This window comes from Saccharothrix stipae, from assembly GCF_054781895.1.
Genome location: NZ_BAAGTN010000008.1, coordinates 181,766 through 198,067, shown reverse-complemented (window position 1 = coordinate 198,067; position 16,302 = coordinate 181,766). Strand labels below are relative to the sequence as shown.

General features: G+C 72.5%; 17 protein-coding genes and 1 pseudogene. 9 read left to right on the top strand and 9 right to left on the bottom strand.

Going from position 1 to position 16,302, the window contains the following annotated elements:
- Positions 1–15: 15 nt before the first annotated feature.
- The 7 genes and pseudogenes from ACYVLT_RS17725 to ACYVLT_RS17695 form a co-directional block, all read right to left on the bottom strand.
- A pseudogene (locus ACYVLT_RS17725) lies at positions 16–264 on the bottom strand (hypothetical protein); the annotation flags it as partial.
- Positions 261–3,020, bottom strand: a complete 2,760-nt coding sequence (locus ACYVLT_RS17720; RefSeq protein ID WP_461121297.1) for a TNT domain-containing protein — start codon at positions 3,018–3,020, stop codon at positions 261–263. The pseudogene ACYVLT_RS17725 and the gene ACYVLT_RS17720, both read right to left, overlap by 4 nt.
- A gap of 14 nt (positions 3,021–3,034) precedes the next feature.
- Positions 3,035–3,343, bottom strand: coding sequence for a WXG100 family type VII secretion target (locus tag ACYVLT_RS17715; protein ID WP_461121296.1), 309 nt, complete (start codon positions 3,341–3,343; stop codon positions 3,035–3,037).
- Positions 3,340–3,843, bottom strand: a complete 504-nt coding sequence (locus ACYVLT_RS17710) for a YbaB/EbfC family nucleoid-associated protein (protein WP_461121295.1) — start codon at positions 3,841–3,843, stop codon at positions 3,340–3,342. Before ACYVLT_RS17710 ends, ACYVLT_RS17715 begins: the two co-directional genes overlap by 4 nt.
- A 148-nt stretch (positions 3,844–3,991) precedes the next feature.
- A complete protein-coding gene (locus ACYVLT_RS17705; RefSeq protein WP_461121294.1) occupies positions 3,992–4,921 on the bottom strand; it encodes a hydroxymethylglutaryl-CoA lyase in 930 nt (309 codons plus the stop codon).
- Positions 4,908–5,426: a PH domain-containing protein gene (locus ACYVLT_RS17700; protein ID WP_461121293.1), complete on the bottom strand. Its 519-nt coding sequence runs from the start codon at positions 5,424–5,426 to the stop codon at positions 4,908–4,910. Before ACYVLT_RS17700 ends, ACYVLT_RS17705 begins: the two co-directional genes overlap by 14 nt.
- A 63-nt stretch (positions 5,427–5,489) precedes the next feature.
- A complete protein-coding gene (locus ACYVLT_RS17695; protein WP_461121292.1) occupies positions 5,490–6,278 on the bottom strand; it encodes a biotin--[acetyl-CoA-carboxylase] ligase in 789 nt (262 codons plus the stop codon).
- A 300-nt stretch (positions 6,279–6,578) separates the two neighbouring features.
- Between ACYVLT_RS17695 and ACYVLT_RS17690 the strand changes: the two genes are divergently transcribed.
- The gene (locus ACYVLT_RS17690) at positions 6,579–8,210 is read left to right on the top strand and encodes an acyl-CoA carboxylase subunit beta (RefSeq protein WP_461121291.1); all 1,632 of its coding nucleotides are present in this window, start codon (positions 6,579–6,581) and stop codon (positions 8,208–8,210) included.
- Positions 8,207–8,419 carry an acyl-CoA carboxylase subunit epsilon gene (locus ACYVLT_RS17685; RefSeq protein WP_461121290.1) on the top strand — a complete coding sequence of 71 codons (213 nt, stop codon included), beginning with the start codon at positions 8,207–8,209 and terminating at the stop codon, positions 8,417–8,419. Before ACYVLT_RS17690 ends, ACYVLT_RS17685 begins: the two co-directional genes overlap by 4 nt.
- 18 nt (positions 8,420–8,437) lie before the next feature.
- On the opposite strand, the gene ACYVLT_RS17680 is transcribed toward ACYVLT_RS17685, so the two are convergent.
- Positions 8,438–8,839: a hypothetical protein gene (locus ACYVLT_RS17680; protein ID WP_461121289.1), complete on the bottom strand. Its 402-nt coding sequence runs from the start codon at positions 8,837–8,839 to the stop codon at positions 8,438–8,440.
- 96 nt (positions 8,840–8,935) lie between these two features.
- Here ACYVLT_RS17680 and ACYVLT_RS17675 point away from each other — a divergent pair, with 96 nt between their 5' ends.
- On the top strand, positions 8,936–9,544 hold the full coding sequence (locus ACYVLT_RS17675; protein WP_461121288.1) for a Maf family protein: 609 nt from the start codon (positions 8,936–8,938) through the stop codon (positions 9,542–9,544).
- Between the two features lie 178 nt (positions 9,545–9,722).
- Positions 9,723–11,045, top strand: coding sequence for a dicarboxylate/amino acid:cation symporter (locus tag ACYVLT_RS17670; protein ID WP_461121287.1), 1,323 nt, complete (start codon positions 9,723–9,725; stop codon positions 11,043–11,045).
- A 188-nt stretch (positions 11,046–11,233) separates the two neighbouring features.
- Here ACYVLT_RS17670 and ACYVLT_RS17665 read toward each other — a convergent pair whose 3' ends face one another.
- On the bottom strand, positions 11,234–11,722 hold the full coding sequence (locus tag ACYVLT_RS17665) for a hypothetical protein (protein ID WP_461121286.1): 489 nt from the start codon (positions 11,720–11,722) through the stop codon (positions 11,234–11,236).
- 313 nt (positions 11,723–12,035) lie between these two features.
- On the opposite strand from ACYVLT_RS17665, the gene ACYVLT_RS17660 reads away from it, so the two are divergent.
- From ACYVLT_RS17660 to ACYVLT_RS17640, 5 genes are all read left to right on the top strand, one after another.
- Entirely contained in the window at positions 12,036–13,811 is a 1,776-nt protein-coding gene (locus ACYVLT_RS17660; protein ID WP_461121285.1) for an acetyl/propionyl/methylcrotonyl-CoA carboxylase subunit alpha, read from the top strand.
- A 10-nt stretch (positions 13,812–13,821) separates the two neighbouring features.
- Positions 13,822–14,211 (top strand): DUF1707 SHOCT-like domain-containing protein, encoded by a 390-nt coding sequence (locus ACYVLT_RS17655; protein WP_461121284.1) that lies wholly within the window; start codon positions 13,822–13,824, stop codon positions 14,209–14,211.
- The gene (locus ACYVLT_RS17650; RefSeq protein WP_461121283.1) at positions 14,208–15,080 is read left to right on the top strand and encodes an HAD family hydrolase; all 873 of its coding nucleotides are present in this window, start codon (positions 14,208–14,210) and stop codon (positions 15,078–15,080) included. The genes ACYVLT_RS17655 and ACYVLT_RS17650 overlap by 4 nt, the downstream gene beginning before the upstream one ends.
- Positions 15,081–15,145: 65 nt before the next feature.
- Positions 15,146–15,586, top strand: a complete 441-nt coding sequence (locus tag ACYVLT_RS17645) for a GNAT family N-acetyltransferase (RefSeq protein ID WP_461121282.1) — start codon at positions 15,146–15,148, stop codon at positions 15,584–15,586.
- 6 nt (positions 15,587–15,592) lie between these two features.
- Positions 15,593–16,180, top strand: a complete 588-nt coding sequence (locus tag ACYVLT_RS17640) for a DUF3558 domain-containing protein (RefSeq protein ID WP_461121281.1) — start codon at positions 15,593–15,595, stop codon at positions 16,178–16,180.
- The last annotated feature ends 122 nt before the right edge of the window (positions 16,181–16,302 follow it).

Below are 16,302 nucleotides of genomic sequence, written 5' to 3'. Positions count from 1 at the left end.
GGCGGCTCCGGGTTGGGGCAGCACGCCGACCGCGCCGCGCACCACCTGCGCCCACACCAGCCGGCCGAACAGGTAGTGGCAGGCGACGTCCTCGCTGGTGAACGCCGCCCAGTCGTACCGGTTGCCCTGCTCGCGCCAGAAGACCTCGAAGCCCTCCTCGGTCGGCAGCAGGCACCACGTGTTGTCCGCCTCCACGCCGATCGACACGACCTCCGCGGGCACGCCGACCGCCAGCAGCCAACCCTGGATCGACTCCGCGTTCATGCCATCTCCTCCAGGTAGCCCAGCGCGACCAGGTCGGCGACCGGGTAGGTGGCCCGGAAGCGGGCGCCGCCACCGGGCTGGCCGAACCACTCGGCGGACAGGGTGAACCACACCGGCAGGACCTGCACCACCCGGTAGCGGTGGTAGCCCGCGTCCACCAGCGCGGGTGGCAACGAGCGCTCGGCGTAGGCGGTGCCGAGCTGGGACAGCACCCGGCCCTCCGGCCCGCCGAACCGGTCGAGCTCGACGCCGACCGCGAGCACACCGGCCTGGCCCGCCTCGTAACCGCCCTCGGGGAACAGCTCACCGGGCGGCCAGGCGTACTCGGGCGGGTCGGCGCGGACCAGGAACCGGCGGTCCCAGTCGCGTTCGTGCATCCCCGCGAGCGGGTCGTAGCCGGCCAGCAGCACCGGATCCGGCGCGGTGCCGGGACCGAGGACCAGGCGCGGCCGGTTGCCCGCGGGCACCGGGTCCGTCGACACCGGACCGGTCGGCTCCTCGCCGGAGAGCCGCGACCGCAGCCCGTCCGGGCCACCGGCGCGCAGGTCGAGGCCGAACCGGGCGGAGGCGTCCACCAGGTGGCCGTCCGGGTGCGCCTGCGGCTCGAAGCGCAGGCCACCGGCGAACGTCTCGTCCTCCGACGGCGGCGGCAGCTGGCGGGCGGGCCTCGCGCTGGGCGGCGGCAGCGTGCCGCCGGGGAACATGTGCAGCAGGAACAACGCGGCCGCTTCGGTGCTCGGCTGCGCGGTCTGCGCGGCCTTGACCCGGGGCGCGGGCGGGGTGTCGTCCGGCTCGGTCGGCAGGATCGCCGACGTGGGGCCGGCCTGGAGCGGCAAGCCCGCGGTGTCACGACCGCCGACCGGGACGGGGACGATCGCGAACGCGAGGTCGCCCTCCTTGACCTGCTGCCCGATCGCGGCCAGGGCGTCCTTGACGTCCTTCGCCTGGACGTCCCTGACCTCGCCCTTGGGCTGGCCCTCCGCCTTGGCGGCGGCTTCACCCTTGGCCTGGCCCGCGCCCGCGTCCTTGGCCTGACCGCCCTGCCCCTGGCCCTGCCCTTGACCCGACTGGCCCTGACCCGACTGCGCCGAACCCGGTTGCGCCGAACCCGACTGGCCCGCGCCGGACGGCGCGGAACCCGGCTGGCCCGTCGACGTCTGACCCGCCGGCGTCTGGCCGGGTTGCGGCTGCACCTGCGCAGCACGTGCCTCGGCCTTCGGCGCCGCCGGCTGACCGGACTGCTGCCCCGGTGCCTGGGTGTTCGCGGCGCCGGCGGCGGCGTTGGCCGCGGCGGCCGAGCCCGCTGCGACCGCCGACGTCGGAGCCGCCGCGGGCCCACCACCGACGGACGGGCCGCCGAACGCCGGACCCTGCGGCGTGGCCTGGTTCGCGGCCGGGGCCGCGGGTTGGGCGGTGGCGTGCGGTGCTTCGGTGTGCGCCAACAGCGGACGCTCCATGACCGCCGCCGCGGACTGGGTGACCGTGCCCTCGGGGCGGGTGACGGGGTCCACGACCTGGGCCGCGACGCCCGGGACCGCGCCGAGCACCGGGTTCAGCACGTCGCCGACCACGTTGCCCAGGCCTGGCGGAGTGCCGCCCCGACCGGGCGCGTTGCCGTGGCCAGGTGCCTGGTCCGGTCCTCGGTCGGGTCCGCGATCCGATCCCCGGTCGGGTCCGCGATCCGGTCCGTGGCCCTGTCCCGGCGCCACCGCGTCGTCCACCGCGCCGCCGACGTTCTCGACGACTTTGCCCGCCGTGTCCAGCACGGGTTCGACCACGGCCGCGACCGGTGGTGCGACCGCGCCGACCGTGTCCACGACGGGCTGCACGACCGCACCCACCGTGTCGGTCACCCCGCCCACCAGACCACCGATCAAGCCGGGCGCCTGCCCACCGCCAGGAGCACCGCCACCAGGAGCAGCGCCAGGAGCAGCGCCAGGAACGGCACCGCCACCGGACGCGCCACCGCCACCCTCGGACCCGCCGGGCAGCACACCCCCAGGCAGCACACCCCCGGGCAGCACACCGTCGAGCAGACCGCCACCCTGACCGCCGCCCACCAGGCCACCGCCGCCGAGCAGACCGCCACCGCCGAGCAGGCCGCCACCCTGGGACTGGCCGCCACCAGCGGACTGACCGCCACCGTGCGACGAGCCGGAACCCTGCCCCTGCCCTTGGCCTTGGCCCGGCCCCACGTCACCGGGCGCGTGCACCCCCGGGTTGGCGTTGACCGGGGGCTGCTGGCCACCGATCTGCACGCCGCTGTCCAACCGCACCGCGCTGGACAAGGTGTCGGTCAGGTGGGCGACGTTCGCCGCCGCACCGCGCACCGCCGTTTCCAGCCCGAGCAACGCCGTCGGGTGCCCGGCGTTCGCGGCCTGCTGGGCCGCGTCGCTGTTCTTCGCCAGGTTGACCAGCTCGCGCACCAGCTCGACCTTGGCCGCGCCGATCTGCTCGGCCGCGTGGTCCAACCGGTCGGCCGCCGCGTTGCAGCCGCGCAGCACGGAGTTCAGCGTGCCGTCCGGCGCGGTGAACTTGTTCCAGTGGCCGCGCGCCGCCTCACCGGTCGACCCGGACATCGCGGCCAACGCCTTGCCCGCCGCGCCGTCGGACTCGCCCGCCAACGTGGAGAGCTTCACGCCCGCGTCCCGCCAGGCGGTCGCGGAGGTGCGCAACTTGTCCTCGTCCGCCTGGGGCCACGACACCCCGGCCTTCGCGGCGACGTCGGCCAGTTCGGCCGGCAGCTCGATCCCCATCACGGCCCCCTGAGTCAGATCGCGCCGAGCGCGTTGCGGTTGCCCTCTTCGACCTCGCGGTAGGTGCGGGCCGTCTCGGCGAAGCGCTGCCCGACGCCGCCGAACCCACCGCTCAACCCGGTCAACCCGCTCAACGCCTCGCCCGACGGCTGCACGTGGCTCGCCGCGAAGCTCTGCCCGATCGCGTCACCGCCCCAGCAGTCGCCGACCGAGGCGAGCACGCCGCCGAGCTCGCCCGCGATCTTCCCGGCCCGCTCGGCGAACGCGGTGAAGTCGTCCGCCCCCTCGGCCAGGCGGGCGAGGTCGGTCTGGAAGCCGTTCATCTCGTTCTCCTCGCCGCGTTCCTCGGAACGGTCTTCGGCACGGTCTCGTCGACGTTGGTCATCCACTCGCGCTGTTCGAGGTCGTCGTCGTCATCGACGGCCCGGCGGCGCGCCGGCTTGGCCTCGTCGGTGTCCTCCGGCCGGATCTCGTCCGGTCGGAGGTCGGCGGTGCCGCGCAACAAAGCTTCGGGGTCCGTGCCGGCGGGCAGCACCGGGCTCAACGTCCGGTAGGCGCCCTCGGCGGCGCTGGCCACCGCCTCCTGCGTCGTGCGCAGGATCAACCGGGCGAGCTGCGGCGGCCGCAACCGGTACGCGCCGTCGCTCAGCTCCAGGTCGGTGAGCGTGCCCTTGGCGTCGACCACGGCGGTCACCGAGCCGTCGGGGCTGGTGGCGGATCCGGAGACCCGGGCCAGGTCGCGCTGCACGGACGCCAGCTGGTCGCGGCTGCGCCGGTAGTCGGCGAGCAGCTCGTCCACCTGGGCGCGGTGATCGGTCGTCACGGCCACCTCCGGTCTTCGCCGTCGCCGGGCATGGTCGTCGGTAGCGCGTTGGACGTTACGACCCCCGTCCCGGTTCCCGCGCGTTCCGGGGAAATCCCGGCCGACGCCCGCGCCTCGCCTCGGCGACGCCGGCGGGCCGTCGGCCGCACTACCCCCGCAGTGCCCGGACCACCCGCGACGGGCTCGGCCGACCCAGCCGCTCGGCCATCCACGCGCTGGTGTCGGCGAGCTTGTCCAGGTCGACGCCGTGCTCGACACCCAGCCCGTCGAGCATCCACACCAGGTCCTCGGTGGCCAGGTTGCCGGTCGCGGACTCCGCGTACGGGCAGCCGCCCAGCCCGCCCGCCGACGAGTCGACCGTCCGCACGCCCGCCTGCAACGCGGCCAACGTGTTCGCCAACGCCTGCCCGTAGGTGTCGTGGAAGTGCACCGCGAGCCGGTCGACGTCGTCGAAGCCGGCCAGCAGCGCGGTCACCTGGCCCGGCGTGGCCACGCCGATCGTGTCACCCAGCGACAGCTGGTCGCAGCCCATGTCCAACAACCGCTTGCCCACGCCGACCACCTGGTCGCGCGGCACGGCGCCCTCCCACGGGTCGCCGAAGCACATCGAGACGTACCCGCGGACCGCCAGCCCCTCGGCCTTGGCCCGGGACACGACCGGGTCGAACATGGCGAACTGCTCGTCCAAGGACCGGTTGAGGTTGCGCCGCGCGAAGGTCTCGGTGGCGCTGGCGAAGATCGCGACGTGCTCGACGCCCGCCCGCAGCGCCCGCTCCAGCCCCCGTTCGTTGGGCACCAGCACCGGGTAGCTCGCGCCGGGGCGCCTGACCAGGCCGGCCAGCAGCTCCTCGGCGTCGGCCAACTGCGGCACCCACTTCGGGTGCACGAAGCTCGTGGCCTCCAGCACCGTGCCGCCCGCGTCGGCCAGCCGGTCCAGGAACTCCAGCTTGGTGTCGACCGACACCACCTCGGACTCGTTCTGCAGGCCGTCCCGCGGCCCGACCTCCCAGATCGTCACGCGGTCCGGCAGACCGTTCGCGCCGACCGTGTCCGGCAGACCGACTTCACGCGCGCCCATCTGTGACCCTGTCCTCCGTCCGCTGGTCGGGGGTGGTGCCCCCGTAGACCATCGACTGCACCTTCTCCACGTCCGGGATGTCGTCGAACTCCCACGGCTCGTCCGACGCCGACTCGATGATCAGCGTGCCGCAGCCGAACAGCCGGTCCACCAGGTTGCGCTCGAAGCTGACGCCGTCGATGCGGTCGAGCCGGATGTCCAGGCCGGTCCGCTTGAACACGCCGATCCGGTACATCACCCGCTCGTTGGTGACGATGAAGTGCGTGGTGCGCCAGCGGAGCACCGGCGCCAGGGTCAACCAGGTGACCAGCACCACGACGACCGCGGCGAGCACGGTCCAGGCGATCGACGCCCAGCCGAAGTCCGACACCTGCACCGCGAGGTAGGCGCCACCACCGACCGCGACGACCAGCGCGAGCACGGGGGCCACCAGCGTCTTCCAGTGCGGGTGCCGGTGGGTCACGACGTGCTCGCCGGTGCTGAGCAGGTCGTCCGGGTAGGCCACGACGGGTCCCTTTCGGTGGCTGGGCTCGCCTCGAAGCAGCGCCGGCCCTCTTGGGGCCCGGCCTCACCGTACCCGCAGGTGCACCACGTCCCCGGCGGAAACGGAGTGGTCGGCGCCCTGGTAGTCGCGCACCACCAGCGTGCCGTCGGGCTCCAGGTAGCGGGCCGTGCCGAGCAGCGGTTCGCCTTTGGCCAGGTCCACCCGCACCTGACTGCCGAGCGTGACGCAGTACCGGCGGTACTCGTCGCGCAACGACGGCTCGTCACCACCGGCGTGCCGCCACTGCCGCTCCAACGCGGCCAACTCGCGCAGCAGCGCGATCGCCACCTCGGTGCGGTCCAGCGGACCGGCGTGGTCCTCCAGGCTCGTCGGCCGGAGACCGCCCGCGCCCGGCTCGACGTCGTCGGGCAGCTTCGCCACGTTGAGCCCGATGCCGACGATCACGGCCTGGGCCACGCCCGCGGTGATCTCGGCCAGCACGCCCGCCGCCTTGGCATCGCCGATCAAGAGGTCGTTCGGCCACTTCAGGGACGCCTCGACGCCGAGGCCGCGCGCCGTGCGGACCAGCGCCACGCCCGCGAGCAGCGTCAACCACGGCAGCCGCGCCGGCGCCACCCCGGACGGGCGGAACAGCACGCTCAGGTAGAGGCCGCCCGCGGGCGACGTCCAGCCCCGGCCGCGCCGTCCCTGGCCCGCGGTCTGCCGCTCGGCGATGAGGACGGTCCGGTCGTGCGCGCCGCGAACGGCCGCGCCACGCAGGTCGTCGTTGGTCGAACCGGTCTCGGCGACCACGTCGAGCGCCGCGTAGGGGCCGATGAGCTGGTCGCGGAGTGCGGCGGTGTCGAGGATCACGCTCGCCAGACTAGGAGCGACCCGCCCCACCCGCTTCGTCGGAGCGGTGTGGATGGCGGGGCGGATCGCGCACCCCAGCCTGCAACCTCCACCGCGCTGGAGGTCAACAACCTTTCGGGATCGAACCGACCACCCACGACACCCGCCCGCTCACCCGACCCCCGAATTCACCCACCCGCGACACTCCGCCGCACCCCCGTGACCCATTTCACGCACTTGCGAGGTCGCGTCGGTCGAGCCCGCGACGCCGAAGGCGGCGCAATCCAACACAGCAATCCCACACGGTTAAGCTGCCGCGCTATGAGCAGTGCGACCGCCCCCAACGGCGAGGAGCCGGACGTCCACACCACGGCCGGGAAGCTGGCCGACCTCTACCGGCGCAACGAGGAGGCCGTGCACGCAGGCTCCGCGCGCATGGTGGAGAAGCAGCACGCCAAGGGCAAGAAAACGGCCCGCGAGCGCATCGAGCTGCTGCTCGACCCCGGCTCGTTCGTCGAGCTGGACGAGTTGGCGCGGCACCGCTCGACCAACTTCGGGCAGGAGCGCAACCGGCCCTACGGCGACGGCGTGGTGACCGGCTACGGCACGGTCGACGGCCGGCCCGTGTGCGTGTTCAGCCAGGACGTCACGGTCTTCGGCGGCTCGCTCGGCGAGGTCTACGGCGAGAAGATCGTCAAGGTCATGGAGCTGGCGATCAAGACCGGCCGGCCGATCGTCGGCATCAACGAGGGCGGCGGCGCGCGCATCCAGGAGGGTGTCGTCTCGCTCGGCCTCTACGGCGAGATCTTCCGCCGCAACGTGGCCGCGTCCGGCGTCGTGCCGCAGATCTCGCTCATCATGGGCGCGAACGCGGGCGGCCACGTCTACTCGCCCGCGTTGACCGACTTCGTGGTCATGGTCGACCAGACCTCGCACATGTTCATCACCGGCCCGGACGTGATCAAGACCGTCACCGGCGAGGACGTCGGCTTCGAGGAGCTGGGCGGCGGGCGCACGCACAACACCAAGTCGGGCAACGCGCACTACCTCGGCGACAACGAGGAGGACGCCATCTCCTACGTCAAGGATCTGCTGTCCTTCCTGCCCGCGAACAACATGTCCGAGCCGCCCGTCTTCGACGCGCCGGACGACCTGGTGCACGGCTCGGTCGAGGACTCGGTCACCGACTCCGACCGCGAGCTCGACACCCTGATCCCGGACTCGGCGAACCAGCCCTACGACATGCACGAGGTCATCACCCGCGTGCTGGACGAGGGCGAGTTCCTGGAGGTCCAGCCGCTGTTCGCGCCGAACATCCTGATCGGGTTCGGCCGGGTCGACGGCCACTCGGTCGGCATCGTGGCCAACCAGCCCACCCAGTTCGCGGGCTGCCTGGACATCGACGCCTCGGAGAAGGCCGCGCGGTTCGTGCGCACCTGCGACGCGTTCAACGTCCCGGTGCTCACCTTCGTGGACGTGCCCGGCTTCCTGCCCGGCACCGACCAGGAGTGGAACGGCATCATCCGGCGCGGCGCGAAGCTGATCTACGCCTACGCCGAGGCCACCGTGCCGCTGGTCACCGTGATCACCCGGAAGGCCTACGGCGGCGCGTACGACGTGATGGGGTCCAAGCACCTGGGCGCGGACATCAACCTGGCGTGGCCGACGGCGCAGATCGCGGTCATGGGCGCGCAGGGCGCGGCGAACATCGTGCACCGCAAGACGTTGGCCAACGCGGTCGCCGCGGGCGAGGACGTCGACGCGCTTCGGGCCCGTTTGCAGCAAGAGTACGAAGACACCCTCTGCAACCCTTACGTCGCGGCGGAACGCGGCTATGTTGACAGTGTGATCCCTCCCTCTTTCACGCGCTCCTACGTCGCCCGGGCGCTGGCGATGCTGCGGGACAAGCGCGAAGCGCTGCCGCCCAAGAAGCACGGGAACATCCCGCTGTGAGCGGGGCACCGCACCTCCGGGTGGTGCGCGGCAACCCGGACGACGTCGAGCTGGCCGCGGTGACGGCGGTCGTGGTCGGTCTGGCCGCGGCCGGCGGTCCCACCGGCGACGAACCGCGCCGCTCGGCCTGGTCGGACAAGTCCAGGCAGGTCAGGCGCCCGATACCGCACGGCCCCGGCGCCTGGCGAACCTCCACCCTGCCGAGCTGAACCGCCCCTGCTCCGCACTCAGCACTCGACGCGCCTCGAGTTGACCTCGATGCCGTCGCCGAGGACGGTGACCTCGCGGCAGCGCGTGCCGTCCGGCGCCTGGACGCGCACGCGCATCCACGTGTCGCCGGCGCCGACCCGTGCCTCCAGCACGTCGACGCCCTCGGCGGCCAGCGCCGACGGCACCGCGTCGGGCCGCCGAAGCGCCCGCGCGATCGAGGTCACCCGGTCCATCACCCGGTGCTCGACGTCGTCGCTGTCGTTCGCGAACGGCCAGAACGGCACGCCGTAGCCGACCGGGTCCGTGGACACGACCCGAGCCGTCAGGACCAGGAGCAGGACGGCCGGCACCACCAGGAGCCACCGGTACCGTCCCCTTCCCCGGTCGATCCGGCGGACCACCAGAGCCAAGCGCTGCACCACTCCGAGGTTGCCGAACGCCGTCACGGCGCACATCGGTAGTTCTACGCACCGCTCGTGCCACCTGGTTCCCGCCCTCGTCCTAGGCTGCACGCCGTGCGCTTCGTCCTCGCCTCCCAGTCCCCCGCCCGCCTGGCCGTGCTCCGCGCCGCCGGGGTCGAACCCGTGGTCCGCGTGTCCGGCGTCGACGAGGACGCGCTGGCCGCCTCCCTCGCCGACCCGACGCCGGAGGAGCTGGTCACCGCGCTGGCGACGGCGAAGGCCGAGGCCATCGCCCGCGACGAGGAGGACGACGCCGTGGTCGTCGGGTGCGACTCGATGCTGCGCACCGCCGACGGCGAGGTGCACGGCAAGCCCGGCACGGTCGAGGTCGCGCGCGAGCGCTGGAAGAAGATGGCGGGCACCACCGGCACGCTGCTGACCGGGCACTCGGTGCTGCGGGTGCGCGAGGGGCAGGTCGTGGCGCGCGCCGCCGGGCACGAGGCGACGCTGGTCCGGTTCGGCCGCCCGACCGACGACGAGCTGGAGGCGTACCTGGCCACCGGCGAGCCGCTGCACGTCGCGGGCGCGTTCACGCTCGACGGCCTGGGCGGCTGGTTCGTGGACGGCATCGACGGCGACCCGTCCAGCGTGATCGGCATCAGCCTGCCGCTCACGCGCCGGCTGCTGCGTCAAGTCGACGTCGTGGTGTCCGACATCTGGTAGCCGTTGTCACACTTCCGCTGATCCGGGAAGCTCTCCGAAGCACTTTCGCGTTGGGGGAGCTGTGGGTGAACTGCTGACGCGCCGCCGTCACATCGACTTCGGGCGCAGGACGAACACGGGTTGTCGCGGCTGACGCCGCCCCCGTCGTCCACCCCTGCGCACCCAACCCGGAGCAGTCGTGTCGTTCGTCCGCAGCTATACGAAGCCGAAGGTGTTCGGCATCACCGTCCTCGCCGCGCTCGTCCTGGGCGCCTTGGCGGGCTACGTCGCCAAGAGCGCCGACCAGGCGTGGCTCACCACCACCCTCGGCCACATCGGTGACGCCTTCACCAGCCTGTTGCAGTTCACCGTCATCCCCCTGGTGTTCACCGCGATCGTCGTGGGCATCACCAGCCTGCGCCGCCTCGGCAACTCGCGCGCCGCGCGGCTGGGCGGCAAGACGCTGCTGTGGTTCGCCGCCACGTCGCTGATCGCCGTGCTCATCGGCCTGGCCATCGCGTTGGTGTTCAAGCCGGGCGCGGGCGTGCGGGTCGAGCCGTCGCAGGCGGCGGTGGAGAAGCTCGCCGCCCGTGACCAGGGCTCTTGGAGCACGCTGCTGGAGACCCTGATCCCGTCGAACCTGTTCAGCGCGTTCACCGAGGGTGAAGTGCTCCAGGTCGTGTTCATCGCGGTGCTGGTCGGCTTCGCCGCGTACGCGCTCGGCGAGAAGGCCACGCCGTTCGTCACGCTGACCCGGTCGGTGTTCGACCTGATCCAGAAGGTCGTCGGCTGGATCGTGCTGCTCGCCCCGATCGGCGTGTTCGGGCTGATCGGCACCGCGTTCGCGACGTACGGCAACTCGTTCGTCCAGCCGCTGTTCTCGCTGATCGCGTCGGTGTACGGCGGGTCGCTGCTGGTGCTGTTCGTGGTGTACCCGCTGCTGCTGCGGTTCGTCGGCCGGGTGTCGCCGGTGACGTTCTTCGCCAAGGCGTGGACCGCGATCCAGTTCGCCTTCGTGTCCCGCTCGTCGGGCGCGACGCTGCCGTTGAGCAGGCAGACCGCGGCCAACCTCGGCGTCGACAACGACTACGCGTCGTTCGCCGTGCCGCTGGGGACGACCACGAAGATGGACGGTTGCGCCGCGGTGTACCCGGCCATCGCCACGGTGTTCATCGCGAACCTGTTCGGCGTGCAGCTGGGCGTGTGGCAGTACGTGGCGATCGTCGCCGTGGCCGTGTTCGGCGCGCTGGCCACCGCCGGGACCACCGGCTGGTTCACCATGCTGACGCTGACCCTGGGCGCGGTGAACATGCCGCCGGAGGTCATCGCCACCGGTGTCGCCGTGGTCTACGCGATCGACCCGATCCTGGACATGGTCCGCACGGCCACCAACGTGACCGGCCAGATCACCGTCCCGGTCCTGGTCGCCCGCTCCGAGGGCCTGCTGGACGACGAGGTCCTGAACGCCCCCAGCGACCCGCCGCTGCTCACCACCCCCCGCCCCACCCCCGTCCCCGCCTAACCCCCTCCCTCTCCCTCCCACCTGTTCCGACCGCTCACCTCACCCGACCTGGACGTAGGACACGCGCGTTCCGAACGTAGGACACGCGCGAGAGTCCTACGTTCAGGTCGCGCGAGTCCTACGTCCAGAACAGCCGTGTCCTACGTTCAGGACCCCCGAGTTCAACGCTCAGAACGCCGACCGGCGGGTCAGTGACCGCATTGGCGCAGGTCCGCCGGGTCCGGGGTGACGGTCGGCCAGCCGGGCAGGGACTCCGGCGCACGCACCACCGGCGTGCAGCCCACCTCGCCACCCCCGTCCGCCAGCGAGAACACCTGCGCGAACCACCGCCCGCAGTCCGCCTGCCCCGGGCACCCCCGCTGCACGGCCACCACGTCCGCGACCGTGTCGTTGTTCACGTCGTGCAGCGCCAAGTACCCGCCGTCGGACACGTACGGCACCTGCGCCCGCGACCAGGCCCCCGACCTGCGCACCAGCACCTCGCCCAGCACCTCGCCGCGCACCTTGCCGCCGACCTCGCCGCGCACCAGGCACACCGCGACCTCGGCGTCCACGCACCGCAGCGAACCGGCGTCGATCCGGGCTCCCGAAGACGCGATGGTCAACTCGAAGATGTTCGGCCCGGACGCCCCGCTGATCCGGATCCGGCCCGCGCCCTCGCCCACGACCAATTCCACTGAATCGACACCGACCTCCTGCTTCACCACCGAACGGCACGCGGTCGCGCCGCACCGCAATTCGTCCTGGGGCGCCGCGGTGTCGGGGGCGGCCGCCGGTGCGGGGCGCAGTGACCAGGCGATTACCAGGCCCGCGACGGTCGTCAGGACAGCAAGGCAAGCTGTCAGAAGCGCGGCGGCGGGCGGACGTGTCACGATTCCCGATTGTTCCACCCAAGCGTGAGCGGTCTCTCGGTCACCGGGAACTGACGGGTCACTAAACTCCCCGACCATTGCCGCTCCAAGTCCCAGCGTTGCCAGGAGGTAGGACGTCGTGTCGCTGCGCAAGGTCCTCGTCGCCAACCGCGGTGAGATCGCCGTCCGGGTCATCCGTGCCTGCCGGGACGCCGGTCTGGCCAGCGTCGCCGTGTACGCCGACCCGGACCGGGACGCCCCGTTCGTCCGGTTGGCGGACGAGGCGTTCGCCCTGGGCGGCAGCACGCCCGGGGACAGCTACCTCTCCATCGACAAGCTCCTCGACGTGGCCAAGCGGGCGGGCGCCGACTCGGTGCACCCCGGCTACGGCTTCCTGTCCGAGAACGCGGACTTCGCGCAGGCGGTGCTGGACGCGGGCCTGATCTGGATCGGGCCGACCCCGCAGGCCATCCGCGACCTGGGCGACAAGGTGACCGCGCGGCACATCGCGATGCGCGCGGGCGCGCCGCTGGTGCCCGGCACCAAGGACCCGGTGAACGGCCCGGAGGAGATCATCGCCTTCGCCCGGGAGCACGGCCTGCCGGTCGCGATCAAGGCGGCGTTCGGCGGCGGTGGCCGCGGCCTGAAGGTGGCCCGCACGCTGGAGGAGATCCCCGAGCTGTTCGACAGCGCGGTGCGCGAGGCCGTCACGGCGTTCGGCCGCGGCGAGTGCTTCGTGGAGCGGTACCTGGACAAGCCGCGGCACGTCGAGGCGCAGGTGCTGGCCGACCAGCACGGCAACGTCATCGTCGTCGGCACGCGTGACTGCTCGTTGCAGCGCCGCCACCAGAAGCTGGTCGAGGAGGCGCCCGCGCCGTTCCTCACCGACGAGCAGCGCGCCGCGATCCACACCTCCGCCCGCGCCATCTGCAAGGAGGCCGGCTACCACGGCGCCGGCACGGTCGAGTACCTGGTCGCGGTGGACGGCACGATCTCGTTCCTGGAGGTCAACACCCGGTTGCAGGTGGAGCACCCGGTCAGCGAGGAGACCGCGGGCCTCGACCTGGTGCGCGAGCAGTTCCGGATCGCCGCCGGCGAGGAGCTGCGGTTCACCGAGGACCCGACCCCGCGCGGCCACTCGATCGAGTTCCGCATCAACGGCGAGGACGCGGGCCGCAACTTCCTGCCCGCCCCCGGCACGGTCACCACGTTCACCGCCCCGTTCGGCCCCGGTGTCCGCGTGGACGCGGGCGTCGAGAGCGGCACGGTCATCGGCGGCCAGTTCGACTCGCTGCTGGCCAAGCTGATCGTCACCGGCGAGGACCGCACCCAGGCCCTGGAACGGGCACGGCGCGCGCTGGACGAGATGGTGGTGGAGGGCATGGCGACCGTGCTGCCGTTCCACCGCGCGATCGTGCGCGACCCGGCGTTCGTGGGCTCCGATGACGGCTTCACCGTGCACACGCGGTGGATCGAGACGGAGTTCGACAACACCATCGCGCCGTTCACCGACGGCGCGGAGGCCGAGGAGGACGAGCCGCGGCAGACCCTGGTGGTCGAGGTCGGCGGACGGCGGCTGGAGGTCTCGCTGCCCGGTGACCTGGCGTTGACCGGCGGTGGCGGTGGCGGCGGCGCCAAGGCGGGCGTGAAGGCCAAGCCGCGCAAGCGCGGCGGCGGCAAGGGCGGTGCGGCGGCGTCGGGTGACGCGGTGGCCGCGCCCATGCAGGGCACGATCGTGAAGGTGGCCGTCGAGGACGGGCAGCCGGTCGAGGCGGGCGAGCTGATCGTCGTGCTGGAGGCGATGAAGATGGAGAACCCGGTCATCGCGCACAAGTCCGGCGTGGTCACCGGCCTGACCGCCGAGCAGGGCTCGACGGTCACCCAGGGCACGGTCATCTGCGAGATCAAGGAATAGGCTCACCTGTGTGAGCGAGCGGGACATCCGGATCGGCGACGCGGAGCGCCAGCACGCGCTCGAACTGCTCGGCACGCACCTCGGCGAGGGGCGGTTGAGCGTGGACGAGTACGGCGAGCGCTCCGCTCGCGTCGCCACCGCCAAGACCCGCGGCGACCTGTACGGGCTCTTCGGCGACCTGCCCGCGCCGCGGCCTCAGTTCACGCAGGTCGACCCGTCCGCGCCGGTGGCGCAGGCGTCCGCCCGGCGCGGGCTCCCGGTCGACTTCCGGGTCAGCAGCGCGGCCGTCACGGCGGTCGCGCTGGTCAGCGTGGTGTTGTTCTTCGTGGCCAAGACGCCGCTGGTGTTCCTGCTGATCCCCGCGGTGATGCTGCTGATCGGCCGGATGGGCAGGCGGTGAGCGCGCCGTCGCTGCTGCTGCTCGACCTGGACGGCGTGCTGCGGCGGTTCCCACCGGACGGGCCGGTCGAGGACCGGTACGGCCTGCCGCGCGGCACGTTGGCGCGGGTGTCGTTCCCGCTGTCCGGACCCGCGACCGCGGGCCGTGCCACCGATGAGGAGTGGCGCTCGGCGGTGCGGGAGCGGTTGGTCGGCGAAGGGCTGCCGGCGGAACGCGCGGCCGACGCGGTGGCGGCGTGGACCCGGGTCGGCGAGGTCATCCCCGAGGCGTTGGACCTGGTGCGGCGGGTGCGCAAGCGGTGCCGGGTGGCGTTGCTGTCCAACGCGACCGACCGGCTGCCGCGCGACCTGGCGGCGTTGGGGCTGGACCGCGAGGTGGACGCGGTCGTGTCGTCCGCCCGGATCGGGGTGGCCAAGCCGTCGCCCGAGGCGTTCCGGCGCGCGCTGCGCGTGCTCCAGCACTCCCCTTCGGGGACGTTGTTCTGCGATGACAACGCGGAGAACGCGCAGGCGGCGCGGACGATCGGCATCGACGCCGTGCACACGCCGGACTTCGCCGCGTTGCACGGGGCGTTGTCGTCGCGTGGCCTGCTGGACGACGGCGTCGGCACGGGTACGTCCGGACCTTCGGGTTCGTTGTTGCTGGTCCTGCACGACCGTGACGACGCGGAGGAAGCCGCGCGGGAGCTGGCGACGGCCGGCTGGTCGCCGTGCGCGGTGCACAAGGACCTGCTGGCCGGCGAGGACGACGCCGAGGACGCCGACTGGGTGGTGGAGTTGACCACCGGTCCCGACGACCAGCCCGCAGCCGCCCACCGCGGGCTGCTCGAACAGCTGGCCGGGCGCTACGACGGGTTCGTGACGGACTAGTCTCCCTGCCCACCGAGGTCGCCCGGGCGACCCCGCCCGGTCGAGCGGAACGAGGACCACCCGGCATGGAGTCCGTCGAGATCAACGCGGGTGAGTTCTACCTGCGCGCGCTCCGCGCCGACGACCGCGTCGACGACCGCGTGGCGTTGGTGGCCGGCGGCCTGTTCCCCGACCTCGACGCGGCGGGCGCGCACATCGCCGAACGCGCGGAGCAGTGGCACACCGAAGAGTCGTGCTCCTGGGCCGTGTGCGACCAGCTCACCGGTACGGCCGTCGGCGTCATCGCCCTGACCCGCACCGGCGAGCTCACCTGCTGGACCACGCCCGACCTGCGCGGCAAGGGCATCGCGACGCACGCGACCTCGGCCGTGCTGCGGTTCGGCTTCGGCTTCCTCGACCTACCGCTCGTCACCGCCAGACCCCCGGACGGACCGGCGCGTCGCGTCGCCGAGAAGTGCGGCTTCACAGCCGAGGGTCCACTTGGCGTGTGGACCCGGCTACGGTAGGTGTCCATGAGGGGTGCTCGGGTGCTCACCGCCACGCTCTGCGCGTTGGCGATGGCCTCCTGCACGCCCGTCCCGGAGAAGAAGGCCGACGGCCGGGTGGACGAACCGCCGGCCGCCACCACGACCACCGCGCCGTCGTTGCCGCCCCGGCCGCAGGAGATCCGGCTGGACGACGTCGACCCGTGCGCGGTCCTCTCACCCGACCAGCGCATCGCGCTGAGCTTGGACAACCCGCCGAGCGGTTATGTGGAAGCGGGCTTCGGCAACGCGAAGGCGTGCACCATGCGCAGCAACATCAGCGGGAACGTGGTCCGGCTCGCGCTCGTCACAGTGGAGGGCGTCGGCGTGTGGCTCAGCGAGAACGCCCAGGTCGATGCCGAGCAGATCACGGTGGCCGGGTTCCCCGGTTTGACCGTGCGGACGCCGGGCATGGACAACGTGTGCAACGTCGAGGTGGACGTCGCGGAGGGGCAGTTCCTCGACGTGATGTTCCGCGACGGCGGTAACGAAACGGCGGCCAAGCAAGACACGCTGTGCCAGGGGGCGCAACGGGCGGCAGAGGCGGCGATAGCCGGTTTGTTGCAACGGCGCTGACCCACGCGGGGGATGTGCGGTGCACCTACTCCCCGTTGTCAGACCGTGTGGCTAGAGTGACCGTGCGCGATGGATATCGGGAGTGCGCGGTGGGAACGAGGAAGGCGGGAGGTTGTCCATGC